Source organism: Amycolatopsis sp. (assembly GCF_035276945.1).
Taxonomy (GTDB): Bacteria; Actinomycetota; Actinomycetes; order Mycobacteriales; family Pseudonocardiaceae; genus Amycolatopsis_E.
Genome location: NZ_DATELF010000145.1, coordinates 37422 through 57689, shown reverse-complemented (window position 1 = coordinate 57689; position 20268 = coordinate 37422). Strand labels below are relative to the sequence as shown.

The 20268-nt window shown below is 68.7% G+C and carries 24 protein-coding genes and 2 pseudogenes; 16 read left to right on the top strand and 10 right to left on the bottom strand.

Features of this window, described 5'->3' with window-relative positions:
• Positions 1-104: 104 nt before the first annotated feature.
• Together VJT49_RS25565 and VJT49_RS25560 are read right to left on the bottom strand one after the other, a co-directional pair.
• Positions 105-521 carry a multicopper oxidase domain-containing protein gene (locus VJT49_RS25565; RefSeq protein ID WP_324167461.1) on the bottom strand — a complete coding sequence of 139 codons (417 nt, stop codon included), beginning with the start codon at positions 519-521 and terminating at the stop codon, positions 105-107.
• 318 nt (positions 522-839) lie between these two features.
• Positions 840-1601, bottom strand: coding sequence for a hypothetical protein (locus VJT49_RS25560; RefSeq protein WP_324167460.1), 762 nt, complete (start codon positions 1599-1601; stop codon positions 840-842).
• Between the two features lie 63 nt (positions 1602-1664).
• On the opposite strand from VJT49_RS25560, the gene VJT49_RS25555 reads away from it, so the two are divergent.
• Together VJT49_RS25555 and VJT49_RS25550 are read left to right on the top strand one after the other, a co-directional pair.
• Positions 1665-1874: a sigma factor-like helix-turn-helix DNA-binding protein gene (locus tag VJT49_RS25555; RefSeq protein WP_324167459.1), complete on the top strand. Its 210-nt coding sequence runs from the start codon at positions 1665-1667 to the stop codon at positions 1872-1874.
• Positions 1874-2413, top strand: a complete 540-nt coding sequence (locus VJT49_RS25550) for a Clp protease N-terminal domain-containing protein (protein ID WP_324167458.1) — start codon at positions 1874-1876, stop codon at positions 2411-2413. Before VJT49_RS25555 ends, VJT49_RS25550 begins: the two co-directional genes overlap by 1 nt.
• Here the strand turns inward: VJT49_RS25550 and VJT49_RS25545 are convergent.
• Positions 2410-2729 (bottom strand): annotated as a pseudogene (locus VJT49_RS25545) (YczE/YyaS/YitT family protein); the annotation flags it as partial. The gene VJT49_RS25550 and the pseudogene VJT49_RS25545 overlap by 4 nt on opposite strands.
• Positions 2730-3070: 341 nt before the next feature.
• Here VJT49_RS25545 and VJT49_RS25540 point away from each other — a divergent pair.
• Positions 3071-3634 carry a hypothetical protein gene (locus VJT49_RS25540; protein ID WP_324167457.1) on the top strand — a complete coding sequence of 188 codons (564 nt, stop codon included), beginning with the start codon at positions 3071-3073 and terminating at the stop codon, positions 3632-3634.
• A gap of 324 nt (positions 3635-3958) precedes the next feature.
• Here VJT49_RS25540 and VJT49_RS25535 read toward each other — a convergent pair whose 3' ends face one another.
• Positions 3959-4735: a hypothetical protein gene (locus VJT49_RS25535; protein WP_324167456.1), complete on the bottom strand. Its 777-nt coding sequence runs from the start codon at positions 4733-4735 to the stop codon at positions 3959-3961.
• A 377-nt stretch (positions 4736-5112) separates the two neighbouring features.
• Between VJT49_RS25535 and VJT49_RS25530 the strand changes: the two genes are divergently transcribed.
• Positions 5113-5664, top strand: a complete 552-nt coding sequence (locus tag VJT49_RS25530; RefSeq protein ID WP_324167455.1) for a sigma-70 family RNA polymerase sigma factor — start codon at positions 5113-5115, stop codon at positions 5662-5664.
• Positions 5665-5822: 158 nt separating this feature from the next.
• Here the strand turns inward: VJT49_RS25530 and VJT49_RS25525 are convergent, their stop codons facing one another.
• Positions 5823-6989 carry a pyridoxal phosphate-dependent aminotransferase gene (locus VJT49_RS25525; protein WP_324167454.1) on the bottom strand — a complete coding sequence of 389 codons (1167 nt, stop codon included), beginning with the start codon at positions 6987-6989 and terminating at the stop codon, positions 5823-5825.
• Positions 6990-7018: 29 nt separating this feature from the next.
• Here VJT49_RS25525 and VJT49_RS25520 point away from each other — a divergent pair, with 29 nt between their 5' ends.
• Complete coding sequence (locus VJT49_RS25520) at positions 7019-8302, top strand: DUF445 domain-containing protein (protein ID WP_324167453.1); 1284 nt, start codon at positions 7019-7021, stop codon at positions 8300-8302.
• A 192-nt stretch (positions 8303-8494) separates the two neighbouring features.
• Here VJT49_RS25520 and VJT49_RS25515 read toward each other — a convergent pair.
• Positions 8495-8938: pseudogene (locus VJT49_RS25515) on the bottom strand (CGNR zinc finger domain-containing protein); the annotation flags it as partial.
• An 88-nt stretch (positions 8939-9026) separates the two neighbouring features.
• On the opposite strand from VJT49_RS25515, the gene VJT49_RS25510 reads away from it, so the two are divergent.
• The 3 genes from VJT49_RS25510 (at position 9027) to VJT49_RS25500 (ending at position 10606) form a co-directional block, all read left to right on the top strand.
• Positions 9027-9398 carry a VOC family protein gene (locus VJT49_RS25510; RefSeq protein WP_324167452.1) on the top strand — a complete coding sequence of 124 codons (372 nt, stop codon included), beginning with the start codon at positions 9027-9029 and terminating at the stop codon, positions 9396-9398.
• A 218-nt stretch (positions 9399-9616) separates the two neighbouring features.
• Positions 9617-9952, top strand: coding sequence for a zf-TFIIB domain-containing protein (locus tag VJT49_RS25505; RefSeq protein ID WP_324167451.1), 336 nt, complete (start codon positions 9617-9619; stop codon positions 9950-9952).
• Complete coding sequence (locus VJT49_RS25500; RefSeq protein WP_324167450.1) at positions 9953-10606, top strand: AAA family ATPase; 654 nt, start codon at positions 9953-9955, stop codon at positions 10604-10606. It begins immediately after the preceding gene.
• 136 nt (positions 10607-10742) lie between these two features.
• Here VJT49_RS25500 and tgmC read toward each other — a convergent pair whose 3' ends face one another.
• Positions 10743-11909, bottom strand: a complete 1167-nt coding sequence (gene tgmC, locus VJT49_RS25495) for an ATP-grasp peptide maturase system methyltransferase (protein ID WP_324167449.1) — start codon at positions 11907-11909, stop codon at positions 10743-10745.
• Between the two features lie 134 nt (positions 11910-12043).
• Here tgmC and VJT49_RS25490 point away from each other — a divergent pair, with 134 nt between their 5' ends.
• From VJT49_RS25490 to VJT49_RS25475, 4 genes are all read left to right on the top strand, one after another.
• Entirely contained in the window at positions 12044-12463 is a 420-nt protein-coding gene (locus tag VJT49_RS25490; protein WP_324167489.1) for a helix-turn-helix transcriptional regulator, read from the top strand.
• Positions 12423-13070, top strand: coding sequence for a hypothetical protein (locus VJT49_RS25485; RefSeq protein ID WP_324167448.1), 648 nt, complete (start codon positions 12423-12425; stop codon positions 13068-13070). The genes VJT49_RS25490 and VJT49_RS25485 overlap by 41 nt, the downstream gene beginning before the upstream one ends.
• Positions 13071-13186: 116 nt before the next feature.
• Positions 13187-13489 carry a DUF2516 family protein gene (locus VJT49_RS25480; RefSeq protein WP_324167447.1) on the top strand — a complete coding sequence of 101 codons (303 nt, stop codon included), beginning with the start codon at positions 13187-13189 and terminating at the stop codon, positions 13487-13489.
• 35 nt (positions 13490-13524) lie between these two features.
• On the top strand, positions 13525-14073 hold the full coding sequence (locus tag VJT49_RS25475; protein WP_324167446.1) for a YbaK/EbsC family protein: 549 nt from the start codon (positions 13525-13527) through the stop codon (positions 14071-14073).
• 16 nt (positions 14074-14089) lie between these two features.
• Here VJT49_RS25475 and VJT49_RS25470 read toward each other — a convergent pair whose 3' ends face one another.
• Together VJT49_RS25470 and VJT49_RS25465 are read right to left on the bottom strand one after the other, a co-directional pair.
• Positions 14090-14821 (bottom strand): ABC transporter permease, encoded by a 732-nt coding sequence (locus VJT49_RS25470; RefSeq protein ID WP_324167445.1) that lies wholly within the window; start codon positions 14819-14821, stop codon positions 14090-14092.
• Entirely contained in the window at positions 14797-15480 is a 684-nt protein-coding gene (locus VJT49_RS25465) for an ABC transporter permease (RefSeq protein WP_414636092.1), read from the bottom strand. Before VJT49_RS25465 ends, VJT49_RS25470 begins: the two co-directional genes overlap by 25 nt.
• 88 nt (positions 15481-15568) lie before the next feature.
• On the opposite strand from VJT49_RS25465, the gene VJT49_RS25460 reads away from it, so the two are divergent.
• The 3 genes from VJT49_RS25460 to VJT49_RS25450 all read left to right on the top strand — a co-directional run bounded on the left by VJT49_RS25460 (position 15569) and on the right by VJT49_RS25450 (position 18304).
• Positions 15569-16486: an ABC transporter substrate-binding protein gene (locus VJT49_RS25460; RefSeq protein ID WP_324167443.1), complete on the top strand. Its 918-nt coding sequence runs from the start codon at positions 15569-15571 to the stop codon at positions 16484-16486.
• A 55-nt stretch (positions 16487-16541) separates the two neighbouring features.
• A complete protein-coding gene (locus tag VJT49_RS25455) occupies positions 16542-16976 on the top strand; it encodes an SRPBCC family protein (protein ID WP_324167442.1) in 435 nt (144 codons plus the stop codon).
• 326 nt (positions 16977-17302) lie between these two features.
• Positions 17303-18304, top strand: coding sequence for an NADP-dependent oxidoreductase (locus VJT49_RS25450; RefSeq protein WP_324167488.1), 1002 nt, complete (start codon positions 17303-17305; stop codon positions 18302-18304).
• Position 18305: 1 nt separating this feature from the next.
• On the opposite strand, the gene VJT49_RS25445 is transcribed toward VJT49_RS25450, so the two are convergent.
• A complete protein-coding gene (locus tag VJT49_RS25445; protein ID WP_324167441.1) occupies positions 18306-19322 on the bottom strand; it encodes a phosphatidylinositol-specific phospholipase C domain-containing protein in 1017 nt (338 codons plus the stop codon).
• Positions 19323-19465: 143 nt separating this feature from the next.
• Here VJT49_RS25445 and VJT49_RS25440 point away from each other — a divergent pair, with 143 nt between their 5' ends.
• Positions 19466-20230 (top strand): hypothetical protein, encoded by a 765-nt coding sequence (locus VJT49_RS25440; RefSeq protein WP_324167440.1) that lies wholly within the window; start codon positions 19466-19468, stop codon positions 20228-20230.
• The last annotated feature ends 38 nt before the right edge of the window (positions 20231-20268 follow it).

Genomic DNA, 20268 nt, shown 5'->3' with positions numbered 1-20268 from the left:
GGCTTGACGGCGCAATGGGTCTTCCACGCCGGCAACCGCGCACAGCCGGGGTCTGGGGCGAGCCTCCAGACCGCGCGGCGTACACATTGGATAGTGCTCTTGTTTCAGTGGTGCCGCTGCGAGCCGTGGTGGACATGGAACTTCGCCACGTCGGGTGGCATGACGACGAACGGGCGCATCGTCCACTTGTCCTTGTCCTTGTCCTTGTCCTTGTGGTCGTCGATGCGGATGTGGATGCGGATGTGGCAGTGGTACATGAAGTCACCGGTGGTGCCGGTGAACTGTCCCGCCACGGTGACCCATTCCCCGGCCCGAACTTCGAAGGTGTCCTTCCGGCCTTCCTCGTAGCGCTCGGGCGCGCCGTCACCGGCCGCCTCCAGCGGGGTGGCCGTGCTGCCGAGCGCCACGTCGACGCCGTCCACGTTCCCCTTGAACTTCCGGCGGGCGAGGAGCTGGAACTTGGCCATGTGGATGTGCACGGGGTGGGTGGGCCCGCCGAGGTGGAGGAGGTTCCAGACCACCCAGCGGCCCTGAACCGGCCGAAGTCGATCGCACCTCGATGGTCGGCCCCGGGAAATGTCCTTCGCAGGCCCACACCTCGGTTTCCGGCAACTGGGAGCGCAGCCGGACCCGGGTGGCCGTCATGATGATGGTGACCTCGTCCTGGTGGAACCAGGAATGTGTCCGCAGCCCCGGCGGAATGCGGTCCGCGAATCTGGTGAGCCCCCGCTTCGGCCCGGACGGTGTCGCCGCGGTCGCGGGTGCGGTGACGACGTCGGCCATCGGTGCTTTCCTCCAGAATTGTGCGGTTTCTGGCAGGGGAGTCGACCGGGATAGCCTCAGCCGAAGTCCACCACGATCAGCGCCTGGTCGTCGTGGACTTTGGCGCGTGGCCACCGAAGACGGTCCGGATCGCTGGCCTCAGCGGCACGCACGGCATCGAGCACGGCGGAAAGTCCTTGTGTGCGAACGATTTCCAGCACTTGAGGCCAGTCGAAGATCCCGTAGTCATCGACCGCGACAGAGACGCCGTCGGTGGCCAGCAGCACAGCGTCGATGGTGTCCGCGGGCCAGCTCCGGCACACCGCGCGCCGGGCCGCCGCCGGATCGGCCTCCGCCACCCAGAATCCGCCGTCCGCATTGCGCAGGGCGCGAACCTCGGCGCCGGTGTTCAGTCTTCCCTTACGCCGCAAGGTGGCCAGCCGGTCGTCGAACAGCAGGTCGGCGCCGAACTGTCCAAAAGCGACAACAGGGCTGTCGGCGAGCACGAGTCCGTCGACGCGATCACCGGTCCAGCGGAGCATGGCGACCGTGCTCGACGGCGAAGCGCCGGGCAACAGATCGTGCGCGGCGGCGACCGCCGCGATGGCCTCCGCGAGCAGGGTCGCCAAATCGCCGTCCGGGCGGGCGCACAGCCCGTTGGCGAGCCGTTTGGCGAGCAGTCCGGCGTACCAGCCGCCCGACGGCAGATCCGGGCTCGGCGCGGTGGCACCGTCGAGCACGACGACGGCGTTGTCCAGTACGACCACGTGATCTTCGCTCGGGCGCGGCCGCCCGTCGAGGCCGACGCCCGCCCGCTCGGAGATTTCGATTTTCGGCACTTTTCGACTCTAGCGTGTCAACAAAGGTTGACACGGGAAAAGTGTCAACGTAAGTTGACAAGCATGACCGAAGCAACCGATCTGGCCGCCAGGGCGGGCGACCGTGACCCCCGGGTGGGGCTGCGGGCCGTCAGCGCGCTGCGGCGGCTGCTGGAGCAACTCGAGGCCGTGCAGGTGCGCAGCGCGCGCGTGCAGGGCTGGTCCTGGCAGGAGATCGCCGCCGAGCTCGGAGTGAGCCGGCAGGCGGTGCACAAGAAATACGGGAGGAATTGATGTTCGAGAGGTTCACGCAGGATGCGCGGGCCGTCGTCGTCGAGGCGTCGCGGGACGCGAACGAGCTCGACGCGTCCGAGATCACCCCACTGCACCTGCTCGCGGCACTGCTGCGGTTTCCCGGAAGCGGTGCCGCCCGCGTGCTCGCCGAACTCGGGGTGTCCCTCGACGACCTCGCCGCCGAGGCCGGACGCGTGCGGCGGCGCGGCGGGATCACCGAGGCCGACGCTGCGGCGCTGGAGGAGTTCGGCATCGACGTCGACCGGATCATCGAGCGGATCGAGCAGACGCACGGCCCGAACGCACTGGCCGGGAACCAGGGGCGGTTCCCCAAGCGCAGGCACGTCCCGTTCGCCGACGAGTCGAAGAAGACCCTCCAGCTCTGCCTGAAGGAGATCATCGACATGGGCGGCCGGCGGCACCTCGGCTCGGAGCACATCCTGCTGGCGCTCGCCGTCCAGCGCGGTCCGGCGGCCGACGTGCTGGCCCGGTTCGACGTCGATGCCAACCGGCTACGCCAGGTCCTGTCAGGCCATTAGAGTGGACCAGGTCGGGAAGTCGTGTTCCCGCTCGTGGTGACCGCGCGGAGAGTTTGGGCCTGGCCACCCCAATCCGATCGCGGGCGGACTACCGACACAGGCAGGAAGGCCTGCGTGAGCGGCCCGATCCCGAAGGCGTACCGCACGGTGCCGACACCGACCGTGCCGCCGAACAGCCAGCCCGAGGCCAGCACGGCGGGTTCGATCCCGGTGCGAATGAGCTGACCGACCTCCGGGTGCGTGCCGCCAGCCCGGTCATCAGACCGTCGCGTGCGCCCGAGCCGAGCCGGGCGCCGACGTAGGTCGCGTTGCCGACCGAACCGGCCCAGGTGCTGATCACGAACGGCGCTGCGGATGCTCACCGGACCGGGTGACCGCGTGCTCGTCGAGCAGCCGACCTACCCCAACACCCTGGAAGTCGGCGTGCCGCGCACGTGTTGCCCGTGACCACCGGAGTCTCGGCCTTCGGCCCACACGGGTGGGACTTCGACGGGATCGAAGCGGTGCCGCACCAGGCTTCGCCCCGGCTGGTCCGCCTGAACGTCGACTTCCAGAATCCCACGGGGCGGCGGCTGGACAACGCGGGCCGGGGAGCGTCTGGGTGCTCTGCTCACCCGATCGCGGACTCCGACGGTCGTCGACGAAACGCTCGTCGAGTTGGACCTGACGAACGAGGAGTGGCCGTTCCCGGTGGCGTCCTTCGTCGGGGACTGGGTGATCACGGTGGGGACGGCGTCGAAGTCGCACTGGGGCGGGCCGCGGATCGGTTGGATCAGGGCGACGGAGGAGCTGATCTCCGGGCTGGCTTGCGTGCGGGTCGGGATGGACCTCGGTTCGCCCGTGTTCGAGCAGCTTGTGTTGGCGGAGCTGCGACCGGCCCCGAGTCGCTGCACAAGCGCCGGGAACAGGTGCGCGGACAGCGGGACACGCTGGTCGAAGCGCTTCGGGTCTACTGCCCGGAGTGGCAGTTCGCGATACCAGGCGGCGGGCTGTCGCTGTCGGCTGCCGGAGGCGATGAGCGCCCGGCTCGCGGTCGCCCCGGCGGGGCACGGTGTGTCGTTCGTGCCGGGCTTGCGGCTCGGCATGAACGACGCGTTGGAGCGGTGGCTGCGGCTGCCGTTCGCCCAGCCCGCGGACCGGCTGGAGGAGGCCGTCCGGCGGCTCGCCACCGCGGCCGCGTCCGTGCGGCGGGCGCCAGGTGCCGACTGGGTCGTTACTTGAGTGTGGGCGGCCGGTGCGGCGGATGAGTGACTGCTCTGTCCAGGGAGTTCATCTCACCGCACCGGCCGCCGGGACCGCGGGGCCGCACCGGCACCGCCCCTCGACGTGCCGGCGGCCCCGCGGCTGGGCTCGCGCATCGGGCGTTGCAGCTCCTGTTCGGCGCGGTGAACAGGAGCTCCGTGCGCGTGCCCGGTCGGTCCCGGCGCTGCGGGGGCAACGCGTCACCGGGACCAGGACCCGTCCGGCCAGGCGCGGTCGGCCGGATCGGGAAACCCGTGAAGTTGATCTTGTATTGGCTACCGGTCACCCCGCGCCCGGACCGGATCAGTCCGGCGAGGTGCTGGGCAGCGCCGCGTTCCTGCGGTAGTCCAGGACGCACTGACCCGCCGTCCCGCCGCTGGGCCGGAGATCGACCGTGGCCGAACCCGAATCCAGCACGGCGAGCGGATGCTTGCCGCCACCGCTGTCGTGCGCCGTGGCGACCCCGACGATCTGGTCACCGCTCCTGGCCGGTGGCGGGGCGGGAAGGCCACCCCGCAGCGCCTCGCCCGCGGCGGGCCTGCCGGTGTCCGGAATGGACGGTCGTGGCACCGGGTGCCGGTAGGAGACCGGTTCCGGGATCGTGCTTCTCGCGCGGGCAGGCTGTGCCGCGGGTGGTTGCCACACCGGGGCGGTGGCGACTACCGCGCTTTCCGTTGTGCTCGGCAGCGAAGAGTCGAGGCGCGATGTGGCGACACCGGTTTTCGGCTTGGCCTGGGTTACTTCCCTGGCCGGGGCGACTACGGACTTCTCGATCGCCGTTGTGACCGGCCGCACCACGCTTTCGGTGACCTTGCTCGCCACCTGGTCGACCTTGCCGGCGACCTGGTCGACGGTACCGAGCAGGCCGGCCACTGTCGTGGTGACGGTGGACAGCAGCCGCGGTTCGGTAGCGCTCGCGGGGTGGGTGCCGGGCTGCCGGGGCGTTTCCTCCGCCGACGCGGTGAAGTTGCCCAGCAGAATTCCGAGAAACCAGGCGGTGACAGCGAAACCGGCGGCCACCAGCAGCCGCAGTCCCAGGCGCGCGACGCGGTGCGTGATCCCCGCGTCCCTCACCGCCATCACCACCATCCGGGTTCACGACTCCACGCCGGCCAATTGCTGCTGACCTGATCCTGCCGAGTTCTGGCCAGAGCACACGTCCCGCCGCGGCCGGCCAAGTTCCGTCTCGCGGGGTCGAGTCTTTCACCTCTGAAGCGTTCTATCCACCCCAGAAGGCGGAATACACCGACCGGCTTGCCCGTAGCCAACCAGAAGTTGATCACTCAGTGTCAGTTCGCGGGATCTTCACCTGATTTGTGTAAGGCATTTTCGGCGAGATCGGGCGGTTCGGTTAGACCAAACAGCTCTGAGTACAACTACGCAACTTGCCTTTCCCGGGGATCTCGTATCCGAATCGTCGCGTCCCAGTCGCGAAAAGTAGGCGAAAGGGGGCCAGCGTGACGGAATCCGACCTCGGCGAGCTGCTCGCCCGCGCGCTCGGCGGCGACGAGCAGGCCTGGCGGGTACTGGTGCGCGGACTTTCCGCATTGGTCATGGGGGTCGCGAGAACGTACCGGCTCGGCGACGCCGACGCGCTCGACGTCTGCCAGAGCACCTGGTTCAAGCTGGCCCAGCAGATCGTGAACCTCCGCGAGCCCGCTCGGCTGCCGGCTTGGTTGCGGACCACCGCCCGGCGCCAGGCGCTGCGGGTGCTGACCGACTCTCAACGCGAAGTCCCCACGGTCCATACGGAAATCGTTGGCGGCCAACCGTCGCCCGAGCTCGCTTTCCTTGACGCCGAACGCGACCGGGCGCTCTGGCGGGCCGTCGCCCGCCTGCCGCAACCGCATCGCGAGCTGATTCGCTTGCTGGCAGGCGAGCCTCGCCTGACGCACCGGCAACTCGCCGCCCGGCTCGGCATTCCGCCCGGCAGCGTGGGCCCGTTGCGCCGACGCGCTCTCGACCGGCTTCGCCAAGCCCTGATCGCCGAGGGCTACGACCATGCTTGAGCCCCCTCAACGGACGCGCTTCGCGCGACTCGTCTGGTCGCCGGTAAGCCCGCGCAGCAGCCGAATCGTGTCATCACGAGGGTGGGGCCCAGCGGGTCAGCGCCGCGGTGATCCCCCGCTGCCACCGCAAGGTGACGGTGATCTTCGGTGATCTTCGGTCAACCGAGCTTGCGGAGCCGGGTGACGGCCTCGTCGAGCACCTCGTCCCGCTTGCAGAACGCGAATCGGAGCACGTGCTTCCACTCTTCCGGGTGATCGGTGAAGACGCTGACCGGAACCGCGGCGACGCCCACCCGTTCGGGCAACTGCCACGCGAGTTCGGCGGCGTCGGTGAACCCGAGCGGCCGCACGTCCGCACAGACGAAGTAGGTGCCCGCGCTCGATCGCACGCCGAAGCCGGCTTCGGCCAGGCCGGCCGACAGCCGGTCGCGCTTGACCTCCAGCGATTCACGCAGCCCGGCGACCCAATCCAGTTCATGGTCGAGCGCGTGCGCCACCGCCGGCTGCAGCGGGCCGCCCGAGACGAACGTGATGAACTGCTTGGTCGCCTTCACCGCGGCCACCAGGTCGGGGGTCGAGCAGACCCAGCCGATCTTCCAGCCGGTGCAGTTGAACGTCTTGCCCGCGCTGGAGATCGACACGGTCCGCTCCCACATACCGGGGAAGGTGGCCAGTGGCAGGTGCTCGGCGCCCTCGAAGACCAGGTGCTCGTACACCTCGTCGGTGATGGCGAGCAGATCGTGTTCGACGCACAACTCGGCCAGCGCGGCGAGTTCGGCCGGGGTGAACACCGTGCCGGTCGGATTGTGCGGAGAGTTGACCAGGATCGCGCGGGTGCGGGGGCCCACGGCGGCACGCAGCGCGTCAAGGTCGAGAGCGAACCGGCCGCCCTCGCCTTCGACCAGCGGAACCACCCGGCGGGTGGCACCGGCCATCGCCACCGCCGCGGCGTACGAGTCGTAGTACGGCTCGATGACGATCACCTCGTCGCCCGGCTCGACGAGCGCGAGCAGCGCCGCCGCGATCGCCTCGGTCGCCCCCGCTGTGACGAGGATCTCGGTGCCGGAGTCGTATTCGAGCCCGTAGCGCGTGCGGTGCCGTGCGACGGCGGCCCGCAGCTCGGGGCGTCCAGGCCCCGGTGGGTACTGGTTCGCGCCGCCGTACAGCGCTTCCTTCGCCGCGTCGAGCATGCCCGCCGGGCCGTCGGTGTCAGGGAAACCCTGGCCCAGGTTGACGGCTTCGGTGCGCACGGCGAGCGCGGTCATTTCGGCGAAGATGGTCGAGGTGAACGGCCGCAGCCGGGGGACGAGGGCAGGTACGCGCATAATTGCCGATCCTTGAGGACAATGGCCGTGTGGAGCAACCGACGCTCGCCGACCCGCCGGGCGGCCTCGCCAACGACGAGGCCAAACGGCGGGGCCTGCGCAAGATGAAACTGGTGGCACTGTCGTTCCTGCTCGGGGCGACAGTGGTGTTCCTGCTGACCAGTTGGGCACAGGCCGCGGGGTGGCCAGGATGGGTCGGGTATGTGCGGGCGGCGTCGGAGGCGGGTATGGTCGGCGCGCTCGCCGACTGGTTCGCGGTGACCGCGCTGTTCCGGCGCCCGCTGCGGCTGCCGATCCCGCACACCGCGATCATCCCGAACAAGAAGGACCAGCTCGGCGGCAGTCTGGGCGAGTTCGTCGGCACCAACTTCCTGTCCCGGCAGGTCGTGCGTGACAAGCTGCGGCGGATCGGAATCGCGGGGCGGCTCGGCCGGTGGCTCTCCCAGCCGGAGAACGCCGAACGGGTGACTTCCGAGCTGTCCACGGTGGTCAAGGGCCTGGTCACGGTGCTGCGTGACGAGGACGTGCAGGCGGTGCTGGAGCAGGCCGTGGTGCGCCGGGTCGTCGAGCAGCCGTGGGGGCCACCGCTGGGCAAGCTGCTGGAGCAGGTGTTCGCCGACGGTGCGCACTACAAGCTCGTGGACCTGATGTGCGACCGCTCCTACGAGTGGGTTCGCGACAACCACTCGACCGTGCTCCGGGTGGTTTCCGACCGCGCGCCGAGCTGGTCGCCCAAGTTCGTCGACGCGATGCTGGCCGACAAGGTCTACGGCGAGGTCCTGTCCTTCGCCTGGGCGGTCAAGACGGACGTGAACCACCCGATGCGGCTGGCGCTGGACAAGTTCCTCGCCGAGTTCGCGCAGGATCTGCAGAAGGATCCGGAGACGATGGCCCGGGCCGAGCTGGTCAAGGAGCAGCTCGTGGACCACCCCGGCGTGAAGCGGTTGATCGGTTCGACGTGGGCGACGGCGAAGGGAATGCTGCTCACCGCGGCCGAAGATCCGTCGAGCGAGCTGCGGCGAAGGGTCCGGGAGGGGTTGCGCTCGTTGGGCGTGCGTCTGGTCGAGGACGACTCGCTCCGGACCAAGGTGGAGAACTGGGTGGAGGGTGCGGCCGTCTATCTGGTCACCAACTACTCGCGGGAGATCACCACGATCATCACCGACACGGTGGAGCGCTGGGACGCCGAGGAGACCTCCCGCAAGATCGAGCTGCAGGTCGGCCGGGACCTCCAGTTCATCCGCATCAACGGCACGGTGGTGGGCTCGCTCGCCGGGTTGCTCATCTACGCCGTGGCCCAGCTCCTGTTTTGATCAAATTCCCGCGGATCTGTCAATCACACCATCGGGTGCCGCGCTGACCTGCGGTTTACCGCGGTTATCCACAGCGAAAGGGTTATCCACAGGCTCGATTGTGGGTAACTCGATCGGGCAGTTCGGCCCGGACTTGTCCCGGCCGGGAAACGCGGTGGCTGCTTCGCGGTGTGAAACTGCCGCTCCTTCGGTGCGCTGGCGCCAGTTGCGGGCCTTCTCCCGGTTGCCGCAGACGCGCATCGAACACCAGGTGCGGGACCGGTTGCGCGACTGGTCGTAGAAGGCCCACCGGCAGTCGTCGGCCGGGCAGATCTTCACCCGCACCCAGTCGCCCAGCACCGCGAGCCGCGCGGCGGCGGCCATGACGGCTTCGACCGCGCCGGCCGCGACGAGGGACGGGCCGTCCGGGGACAGTTCGACGTGCACCGGGACGCGCAGCGGTGCGCCGGCGGAATCGGGATCACCGACGGCCGCGCGGAGCGCCGTCCGGACTTTGACCGCCTCGCTCGGCGGGTCCGCCCGGAGACCGCGTTCGGCGGCCCACCGGTGCCAGTCCGCGACCCGGGCCAGGACGTCCGTGTTTCCCTCGATGTCGAGGGTATTCAGGAAGTCCACCACGAGCCGCCAATCGTCCACCTAACCAGTGTAGGCGGAATACCGGTTGCGCTTGGATCTCGTAACTCGCATACTCAGTTCAGTGGTTACTCAACGAGAAGGAGTCGACGTGACCGGACCCGCGGTTCCCACCTACGGCACCGTCGTGCTGGACTGCCCCGAGCCCGAGCGGCTCGCCGATTTCTACGCCGCGCTGCTCGAATGGCCCGAGCCCGTGGTGGACGAGGACGGCGACTGGGTCGACCTGCGCGGCCCGAAGGGCGAGGCGATCTCGTTCCAGCGGGTGCCGGACTACCGGCCGCCGGAGTGGCCGGGCCAGGTCGTGCCGCAGCAACTGCATCTCGACCTCTATGTCTCCGATCTCGACGCCGGGCAACGACGGGCGCTCGAGATCGGCGCCAAGCTGATCGACGACAGCAGCGAGACCTTCCGCGTCTATGCCGACCCGGCCGGTCATCCGTTCTGCCTTTGCCGCTGCTAGCCGGGTATTCCGCAGATGAGCCGCTGACCTGCGGTGATACCCAGGAGATCATCTTGGGGCTGCCCGCTGACCAGCCGAAACGTGTTCATCTGCGGAAAACGGGGCTAGCCGCATGTACCAGGGTGTATCGGCCGGTTACGGCGGCGACGTAGCCCACGCTCGCGCGTCGCGACCCGGTTGGAGGCCGTTCGGATGGAGTGACCTGGCATCGGCCAGGGATGCGTACGCTGTCGGATGTGATTTGTCCTAAATGTCAGAACATGATGGTGACGGTCAACAAGAACGGCGTGCGCATCGAACAGTGCGAAGGCTGTCGCGGGGTCTTCCTGGACCGGGGCGAACTGGAACAGATCATCGGTGCGGAAAGCGCGTACTACGGTGGTCCAGCCCAGCACCGGGCGGACTCGCCACGGCCGTACCGAGGTGGTCATGCCGACTCGCCCCGGCCCTATCGTGGTCACTATCCCGACTCGCCGCGGCCGCACCATGGGGATTCGCCCCGGCCGTATCGCGGCCACCGCAAGCGGAGTTTCCTCGAAAACCTGTTCGACTAGATGCTGGACCCCAGGATCTGCCCGGCCTGCGCTGAAATCGGTGAACGCCTTGTCGTCGAGGGCGACGTGCGGGTGTGCGATTGGTGTGGCCATCGCTGGCCTTTCCACCGGTTACCGCTGTTCGCGCTGACCGGGCCGAGCGGCGCCGGTAAATCGACCGTCGGACCGGCGCTGCTCACGCGCCTTGGCGGGCAGGTGCTGGTGCTCGAGCAGGACGTCCTGTGGGTGGCCGGGCTGCGTGACGACGTCGACGGCCATCCGGCGTTCCGGTCCACCTGGCTGCGGATGGCCGCGATGCTGCACCAGAACGGCCGCCCGGTGGTGTTGTGCGGCACCGTCGTGCCCCCGGAGTTCGAGCGGTTGCCGGAGCGTTCGCTGTTCTCTGCCGTCCACTACCTGGCACTGGTCGCGGACGCCGACGTGCTGGCATCCCGGCTCCGTGCCCGGCCGGCCTGGCGGCAGTGGGACGAGCCGAGGATCGCCGAAATGCTGGCGTTCAACGACTGGCTCCAGCAGAACGCCGCCTCGCTCGGCGTCGATCTCTTCGACACCACCGACACGAGCCTCGATGCCGCGGTCGAGCACGCCGCCGCCTGGATCCGCGGTTACCTCGATGTGCCCCTGGCGTCCAAGACCGCCGCCTTCCCCCGGTAGTGCCGGGCACCAGCATCTGTCCACTGTGGCCTACCCGCGGGACGCCGCCGACCGCGTCATCCGGCGCCGTATGTCACCCGCCCCGGCTACTTCTCTTTCCTGGTCGCGGAAGGCGAGGCGGAGGTCTCGCCGGTGATCAGGTTCGAGCACTCGCGAGCGGCCAGCGATGAGGTGAGCCGGGCGAATCGAGCCAGAGCACCTGGCGATCCGGGGACACCGTGATGCCGAACCGGTCCCGGCTGGGCGCGCCCAGCGCCAGCCACTCCTGGTAAGCCGTCTCCACCAGGTCCCACAGCCGCCGCGGCCCGCCCTGCGTCACCAGATGCTCGCCGTCGCGCGACTGGTGTCTGGTCCAGGAGCCGTCCGCGTGCACGAGGAAGGCCACGCTCGGTTGGGCCGGGTCGAGCGCCGCGGAGACCTCGGGCAGGGCCAGGCCGGCGAAAAACTCGAACGGGTGCGACGGATCGAGTACTTCGCGGATCGGCAGGTGGGTCCGGCGTGGCGAGCCGTGGTCACGGTGAATGGCGGTGACCAGGCCGTCGGGGTCGGCGACGCGGTGCGCGCGCAGCGGCATGAAGCGGCCGTCCCTGGCGAGTACCCGGCCTTGGCCGACCGCGCCCGCACCGACCTCGATACGCACCAGACCTGCCCCGATCGGCCGGTTCAGCGTGGTGACGATGAAACCACCCGGCGCCGTCTGCTCCAGCCACGCGGCCGGGATGGCCGACACCGCACAGGTGCTCAGCACGCGCTGGTACGGCGCGTTGTCCGGAAACCCCTTCACGCCGTCGCCCACCGCGCAGGCCGGGTGGTAACCACAGGTGGCGAGCCGGATCTTCGCCGCCCGTACCAGATCCGCGTCGATGTCTACTGTGGACACACATGCGGAGCCGAGGCGGTGGCAGAGCAGCGCGGCGTTGTAGCCCGTACCCGTGCCGATCTCGAGCACGTGGTTCCCGTTGCCGACGAGCAGTTCCTCGAGCATGATCGCCATGATGGTCGGCATGCTCGACGAGCAGGTCGGCGTGCCGGGCACGGGGCCGTCGCGGCGCGCGGTCGCCCAGCGGGACGGGTCGTCGTCCAGTTGCGTCACCAGGACGTTGTCGGAATAGACGCGAGCGAGCCAGTCGGTGTCGCCGCGGTGGACGGCCGTCCAGTGCCGGTCCGTCGGCGCGAAGAACCTCGGCACGAAGGCATGTCGCGGGACCTGGCGGAACGCCGAGATCCAGGCCGGGTCCGCCAGGGCGCCGTCCCGGAGCATGGCCTCCACCAGTCGCCGCCGCTGGCGTCCGGGACTCTGCATGTGCCCAGGGTAATCCAGATCACACCCGATCGATGCAAGCCATGTGCTTGCAAAAGCTAGCAGTGGCGCGTACCGTCGGTGTTGTCGGGAGGGGATGAGCCAAGGTGGCCGAAGAAGACAACCAAGCGGGACCGATCGAAAAGGTCGGTCACCTCGCTTCCGGCATCGGCGAGTACATCCGGCAGCAACGCAGCAACGCGAAGATCTCGTTGCGGCAGCTGTCGAAGCTCGCCGGAGTGTCCAATCCGTACTTGAGCCAGATCGAGCGTGGGGTTCGCAAGCCCAGCGCGGAGATCCTCCAGCAGATCGCCAAGGGGCTGCGGATCTCCGCCGAGGCGCTGTACGTGCAGGCCGGGATTCTCGACCTGCCGTCCGGCGGCCCGGTGCCGGAAGCGATTCGCGCGGCCGCCGAGCTCACCGAGCGGCAGAAGCAGATTCTGCTCGACGTGTACGAATCCTTCCGACGCGAGAACACCGCCATGAACGGCACCGAAGCCAACCCAGGGAGTGATCATGACCACCAGGACCGAGGAAGTGCGCAAGGCCGTGAGTAACGCCGCCGAGCAGCTTCGTACCCCGCTGCTCGCCGCGCTCGGCGCCGGCAACCTGGCCACCCAGGCCGTCGTCGACGGCGTCGCCAAGGCCAAGGAGCGCGTCACCGAGACCAGCGAGGTCGCGCGCAAGAACATCGAGGAGTTGCCCAGCGAGGTGACCACCCTCCGCGAGAAACTCGACCCGGCCGAGCTGCGCAGGGTCATCGACGACTACACCGAGGCCGCGCTCAAGCTGTACAACAAGCTGGCCGAGACCGGCGAGCAGGCCTGGGACAAGTTCCTCGCCGAGCCGCGGGTCAAGGACGTGTTCAAGCAGGTCGAGGACGTGCTGCACACCGCGCAGGATCGCGTCGGCGAGGTGAGCGCCGAGGCTCGCGACAAGGTCGAAGAGGTACTGGGCACCATCTCCAAGAAGACCCGCGTCGGCGGTGAGAAGGTGGCCGAGGCCGCTGACGCGGCGGCGGACAAGATCGAGGAGGAGAAGGCGGCCGCGCCGTCTCCCGTGAAGACCGCCCCGAAGACGTCGCCCGCGCGCACCGCGGCCAGCACACGCCGTACTTCGGCCGCGACCAGGAAGCCGTCCGGCGGCACCACGAGCGCCAAGTAGTCGCTCGGATCGCCTCGAACGGGCTCGTCCTCGCACGGGTGCGCAGGGCGAGCCCTCCGTGGCATGCTGGTCGCAGTGGAGGGGTTGACCGTGCGGAAGGGACGTAGGCTGTAGGCGTGGCGTGGATCGCAGCGTGGATCGAGCTGGTCATCAGCTGGGCAGGGACCCTGGCCGGTGTCTTCGCGTTCGTGCACGCCCTGACGCAGCGTTCCGACGCGTTCACCGCGGCCGACCGCAAGACCAAGCCGTTCTGGCTGGGCATCACCGCGGCGGGCACGGTGGCGATGGGACTGTTCGGATTCGGCACACACCGGCCGGGCACACTGTTCTGGCTGGCCGGGATAGTGGCGGTGCTGGTGTACATCGTGGACGTCCGGCCGAAGCTGATCGAAGTCCAGCGCGGCGGGAAGAACTGGTAGCGGCCACCTGTCACACCACGGCTAGTCTCGCGGACATGCGGAACTGGACCATCGCCGGAACCCTGGCCGTCGAGCCCGCGGCGCAGCGCGCGGACCTGCTCGCGGAGCCCGTGGTGAAGGCTCTTGCCATGCTCGGCGAGTCCGACCTCGGGGTGGTGGAGATCGACCCCGGGCTGGCGGACACCGCGGCCTTCTGCGAGGCGTATTCGTCACCACTGTCGGCGTCGGCGAACTGTGTGGTTGTGTCGGGCAAGCGCGCCGGGGAACTCCGGTACGCCGCCGCTCTCGTGCTCGCCACCGCCCGTGCCGACGTCAACGGTGTCATCCGGCGGCGGCTGGACGTGCGCAAGGCGTCGTTCGCGCCGATGGACGAGGCCGTCGGGCTCACCGGCATGGCCTACGGCGGAATCACCCCGGTCGGCCTGCCCGCCGACTGGCCGATCCTGATCGACCAGGCCGTGGCCGACTCGCCCGAGCTGGTGATCGGCAGCGGGATCCGGGGCGGCAAGCTCCTGGTGACCGGGGCCCTGCTGGCCTCCCTCCCCGGCGCCGAGGTCATGGAGGGCCTCGCCAGGCCGGTCTGACGAAACAAGGAAGCGCTTACCGCGTGGCTCGTGCTTGCGCGGCCAGCCCCTTCGGCACGGCGAACCGCGTGATCAGGCCGAACGCGCCTTCGCACAGCAGCGCGAGCACGACCACCGCGATCCCGCCGCCGAGGATCTCGCCGTAACCACCGGCGCCCTGCGCGAACCCGTCCACGATGTATCGGCCGAGACCGCCGCCGTCGTTGACGATCGCGCCGATCGCCACGGTGGCGATGAGCTGCAGGAACGCGACCCGCGCGCCGGCCAGCATCACCGGCAGTGCCAGCGGGAGTTCGATGGAGCGCATGATCCGGCCTTCGGTGAATCCGGTGCCGCGCGCGGCGTCCACCGTTTCGGCGTCGACCGAGACCACGCCCGCGTAGGCGTTGGTGAACAGCGGTGGCAGCGCCAACGCGACCAGCGACACCAGCAGCGGCCAGAAGGACGTGTTCAGCTCCCACCGGCTCGCCAGGTACCAGACCAGGATGATCAACCCGAAACTCGGGATCGCCCGTCCGATGTTCACCACGCTGCTCGCCAGGAGCGCGCCCTTGCGGTAGTGCGCGAGCCACATCGCGGGCGGGATCGTCAGAACCGCCGCCACCGCCAGGGAAAGCGCGGAAAAGCCCAGGTGTTCCAGCGTCCGGTAGGGGATGCCCGCCGGGTCGCTCCAGCTCCACCGGTTCGGCTGGGTGAGCCAGTCCCTGGTCTGGTCCCAGACACTCACGCGCGCACCTTCCTGGCCCACGGCGCGAGCGCCCGTTCCGAGAGCCACAGCGCCAGGTCCACCACCACGGCCAGCACGATGGACAAGCCGACCCCGACGATGATCGCGGTCGGGTTGGGGGTGGTGGTCTGGATGCCCTGCCGGATGAAGAACCCCAGTCCGCCCATGCCGAGCATCGAGGTGACCGTCACCAGCCCGATCGTGGTGACCGCCGCGACCCGCAGCCCCGCGATGACCACCGGAAGGGCGAGCGGCAGCTCCACGCGCAGCAAGAGCCTGGTCCGGGTGAAGCCCAGCCCGATCGCCGCCTCCCGGACCTCCGTGGGCACCTGCTCGATCCCGGTGACGATGTTGCGCAGCAGGATCAGCAGGGTGTAGGTCGCCAGCGGGATGACCGCGGTGGTGAACGAAAGCCCGAAGAACGGTACGAGCAGGGCGAACGCACCGAGGCTGGGGATCACGTACAGTGCGCCGGCGCCGGCCAGCGAGAGCGAATAGAACCAGCGCCACCGCAACGAGAGCACCGCCAGCGCCGCCGACACGATCAACCCGGTCAGCAGCGCGGTCGCGGTCAGCGACAGGTGCTCACCGAGCCGTCGCAGGATGCTGTCCGCGTTGCGCTGCACCCAGCGCCACTCGAACAATGGCCGACTTGCCTCGGCCAGCACTACCCCAGGCACCCGCACAGCATAGGCTCCGTTCCACATCGTGGTTTCTGTCGGTGGTTGCCGTTAGGGTGGCTCATCATCGAGAAAGGGAGGCGGATCGGTGCGCTGGACACGAGGCTTGACGGTCGGGGCGATGCTCGCGACCGTGGTTCTGGGGCTGGCCGCGTGCGGCGGTGGCGGCGGGCAGTCGGCCGCGCCGGGCAAGGGCGGCGATCCGATCGTGGTGGCGTCGTTCAACTTCACCGACAGCCAGATCCTCGCCGAGTTGTACGCGCAGGCACTGGAGGCCAAGGGATATCCGGTCACCCGGAAGTTCAACATCGGCTCACGGGAGCTGGTCTACCCCTCGCTGAAGTCCGGTGAGCTGCAGTTCATCCCGGAGTACCAGGGCGCGGCGATCAGCAGCGGATTCAACGAGCAGGCGCCGAAGGACGCCAATTCCGAGCACGCCAAGCTCGCGGAACTGTTCGCGCCGTCGGGTATCGCGCTGCTGGACTACGCGCCGGCGGAGAACAAGAACACCTACATCGTCAAGTCCGACCTGGCGAGGGCGCAGGGCCTGACCAAGATCAGCGACCTGAAGAAGCTGCCCAGTGTGGTGCTCGCCGGCCCGCCCGAGTGCGGCACGCGGGCGAACTGCTTCGTCGGATTCCGTGACACCTACAAGCTGAACGTCACCTTCCAGAGTGTCCAGGAGGCCGGGCCCCGTCTGCAGCAACTGAAGTCGGGCGCGGTGACGGTGATCCCCGTGGACTCGGTCAGCCCGCCCACCGCGGATCCGGAATACACGGCCCTGCAGGACGACCTGGGCATCGTCGCCACCGAGAACATCGTGCCCGCGGTGAACAAGAAGGTGCTCGACGAACGCGGCGCCGACTTCCAGGCCACGGTGAACGCGGTCAGCGCCAAACTCACCACCGAGCAGCTGCGTGACCTCAACAAACGCGTGGACGCCGACGGTGACGCGGTCGCCGACGTCGCCAAGGACTGGCTGTCGCAGCAGGGGTTGCGCAGCTGACGCGCCCGCACCCCGTGGGCACGTTGTGGGACAGAGACGGATTAGAGTCGCGAGCATGGCAAAGGTTCATGCTCAGGCTGAACGGACTATCGACGCGCCAGTCGACAAGGTGCGGGCGCTCGTGGCCGACTACTCGGAAACCCGCCCGAAGATCCTCACGGAGCACTACCGGGACTATGAGGTGGTTGAAGGCGGTGTCGGCGCGGGCACCGAGGCGAAGTGGAAGTTGCAGGCCACTTCGAAGCGCGTGCGCGACGTGGCGGCCACGGTGACCGAGCCGCAGTCCGGTGTCCTCGTCGAGACCGACGCGAACTCCAGCATGGTCACGAAGTGGACGGTCCAGCCCGCCGGGGGCGGCAGCCTCGTGCGAATCGAGACGAGCTGGGAAGGAGCCGGCGGCATCGGCGGCTTCTTCGAGAAGACGTTCGCCCCGGCCGGCCTCAAGCGCATCTACGACGGCGTCCTGGCCAAACTGTCCGACCTCGCCTGACCCACCCCGCGAGTCCGGCTTCCCCACCCCGCGAGTCCGGCTTCCGCGTCGGGTGAGTCGGGCTTTCGCGACCCGCGAGTCGGGTTTCCGTGACGCGCGAGTCGGGTTTCCGTGACGGGTGAGTTGGGCTTTCGTGTCGCGCGAGTTGGGCTTTCGTGACGGGTGAGTCGGGCTTTCGTGACGGGTGGGTGAGTTCCGCCTCGGCGCACCTGTAGTGGTCGTCACGAAGCGGAATGCGCCCCCCGAATTAGGTGTTGGCCCGCGGGGAGGGGGAAACCCGTCCTGTCCGTGCCGAAGCAGACCATGGGAGTTCACTGGTGAGCACATTGACGACCGCGAGCGAAATCCGGCTGGCCTCACGCCCCGAAGGCTGGCCGACCCTGGCCAACTTTTCCATTGTGGACACCGAACTGCCCGTCCCGGGCGAGGGCGAGCTCCTGGTGCGAAACCTGGTGTTCAGCCTCGACCCGTACATGCGAGGCCGGATGAACGACGCCAAGTCGTACGTCGCGCCGTACGAGGTGGGCAAGGTCATGGACGGAGGCGCGATGGGCGAGGTTGTCGAGTCCAATTCGGACTCGTTCCAGCCCGGTGACATGGTGCTGCACTTCAAGGGCTGGCGGTCCCACGGGATCGTGCCCGCCGGGCAGGCCGCGCGCGTGGATCCGGAGGCCGCGCCGCTGACCACCTATCTCGGCGTACTGGGCATGCCGGGCCTGACCGCCTACGCCGGATTGGTGCGGGTCGCCGAGTTCAAGGAGGGTGACACGGTCTTCGTGTCCGGCGCGGCCGGCGCGGTCGGCTCCGTCGTGGGCCAGCTCGCCCGGTTGAAGGGGGCCAAGCGAGTCATCGGCAGCGCCGGGTCCGAGGCGAAGGTCAAGCACCTGATCGACGACCTCGGCTTCGACGCCGCGTTCAACTACAAGGACGGCCCGGTCGCGGCGCAGCTGGCGGAGGCCGCGCCCGACGGCATCGACGTCTACTTCGACAACGTCGGCGGTGAGCACCTGGAGGCCGCGATCGCCGCGGCCAACCTCAACGGCCGCATCGCCATCTGCGGGATGATCTCCCAGTACAACGCAGCCGAGCCGCCTCCCGGGCCGCGGAACCTGATAAGGATGATCCAGCAGCGGCTGACCATGCGCGGTTTCCTCGTCGGCGACCACAACGACCTGCAGCCACGGTTCCTGGCCGAGGTGGCACCGCTGGTCAAGGAAGGCAAACTGCGTTACGAGGAAACCATTGTCGACGGCCTGGCGAACGCGCCGCAGGCCTTCCTGGACCTCCTCGCCGGGGGCAACACCGGCAAGATGCTCGTCCGTCTCTGAGTCAGCCGCGGGGGAGGACGAGAGACAGGACTGGGGTCAGGGTGGCCCAGTCGGAGGTGACGACGCTCGCGTGGTGAGTGGCCAGCAACCGCACGCGAGCGCTCGCCTCGTCAACGGTGGGGGTGGTGTTGGAGATCGCCGGCGAAACTCCGTGCGCGTCCGTCATGATCAGGAAGTAGTGGTTGGTGTCGTACCACGACGTGTCGATGCCGCCGTCGACGTACTTGCCGGCGTCACCGTCGAAGAACACGAACCACGGGCGGATCGAGGTGTCGGAGTACTGCGTTCGTGGGTCGCCGGAGGCGGCGCCCAGCACACTCGCGAACGCCATCGCACTGCCGATGTTCCCCGCGGCGTGCAGGTCCTTCAGATAGGTCGCGTATTCGACGTCGGTGTGCAGGCTGTCGGTCGGATTGCCCAGTTCGAAGGTTCCGGGGATGACCTCGATGATCATTTTTCCGGTGAGTGCGCTCCGGGAGGGCCAGGCGTTCGCCCGCGCAGCACTGTCCAAAGTGGAGTAAGAGCCGAGCAGGTCGGCGGGTCGGAACACGGCGTCACCGGCATTGGCTTTGAGGTAGGCGTCGAACTCGTCCGGCCCCATCCCCAGGTTGTTGGCGAACCCGGCCTTCATCTCGATCTTGATCACGATCGGGCCCGCGCCGGGATGCGCGGCCAGCCACACCCTGATGTCGGACAGGCAGGAGCCAAGGTTCTGGTTCCGGTTGCCGGTGTAGAGGTCGGCGGCGGTCGAGGCGGCCACACAGTTGTTGTCGTCGCCGAGCGGATTGCTGTGGCTGACCCGCCACCGCTTGCTCACGACGTCGTCCCACACGTCCAGTTCCACCAGGGAAGTGCCGGCGTCGAGAGACTGGGCCAGATAGGTGTAGGCGTCCTTGGCGTAGGTGTTGTGTACGCCGACGGTCGTCGCCCGCGACAGCTTTGGCGAGCCGGTGCCCGCGGCCGCCGCCTGCGGGCTGACCAGGAGTAACAGCGCCACCAACGCCACCATGATCCTCATACGCACACCCTGTCCGATCGGCATGACGGGAAAACGATTCACGTTCGTCCGGGAGACTAACGCCGGGATACGGCGCAGGATGTACTGCGAAGAGACGAATCTGGTCCGACGACTTGGCGTCACGACGGCGACAGGATCAGGGCATGGTAGTGCTCGCACAGGAATCCCTCGCCCGGATACGGACCGGGCGCCCAGTGGAACGCATCGCGTATTTGGTGGCCGCCGTCCTGTTCGCCAGCGGCCTCGTGCACCTCGGGGTACTGGTCGTTTCCGGCACGACCTGGGAAGGCCCGTTGTCCTATCGGAAGGCGATGACGTTCGGCCTTTCCTTCGGGCTGACGCTGGCGACCCTGGCCTGGGCGACGTCGTTCCTCCAACTGCGGCGCCGCACACGCAATGTGCTCCTCGGCGCGTTCACGGCAACCAGCGTGGTCGAGGTCGCGCTGGTCACGATGCAGGTCTGGCGCGGTGTGCCGTCGCATTTCAACTTCGAGACGGGCTTCGACTCGGCCGTGTCGATGACCCTCGCCGGGGGTGGCGCGGTGATCATCGCGACCGTGATCGGCTTCACCATCGCCGCGTTGCGCGGGACGAGCGGGCTCGCGCCGAGCATGTTGCTGGCGTTGCGGTTCGGTCTGGTGGTGCTGATGGGCGCGCTCGCCGTCGGCGCGGTCATGATCGCGGACGGCGTCACCCTCTCGCGTGGCGGCGATCCGCAACTCGCCTACACCACCGCCGGTGGGCTCAAGCCCGTGCACGCGGTGACCATGCACGCGATCCTCCTCGTCCCCGCGCTGGCCTGGCTGCTGCGGTTCACGGACTGGCCGGAGAGCCGCCGGACCCGGGTCATCTGGACCGTGATCGGGAGCTACCTCGTGCTCATCGCGGCGGTCTGGGCGGTGTTCTAGACAGCGAGCACGCGGCGCCTCCGTTGAGAGGGGTCGGT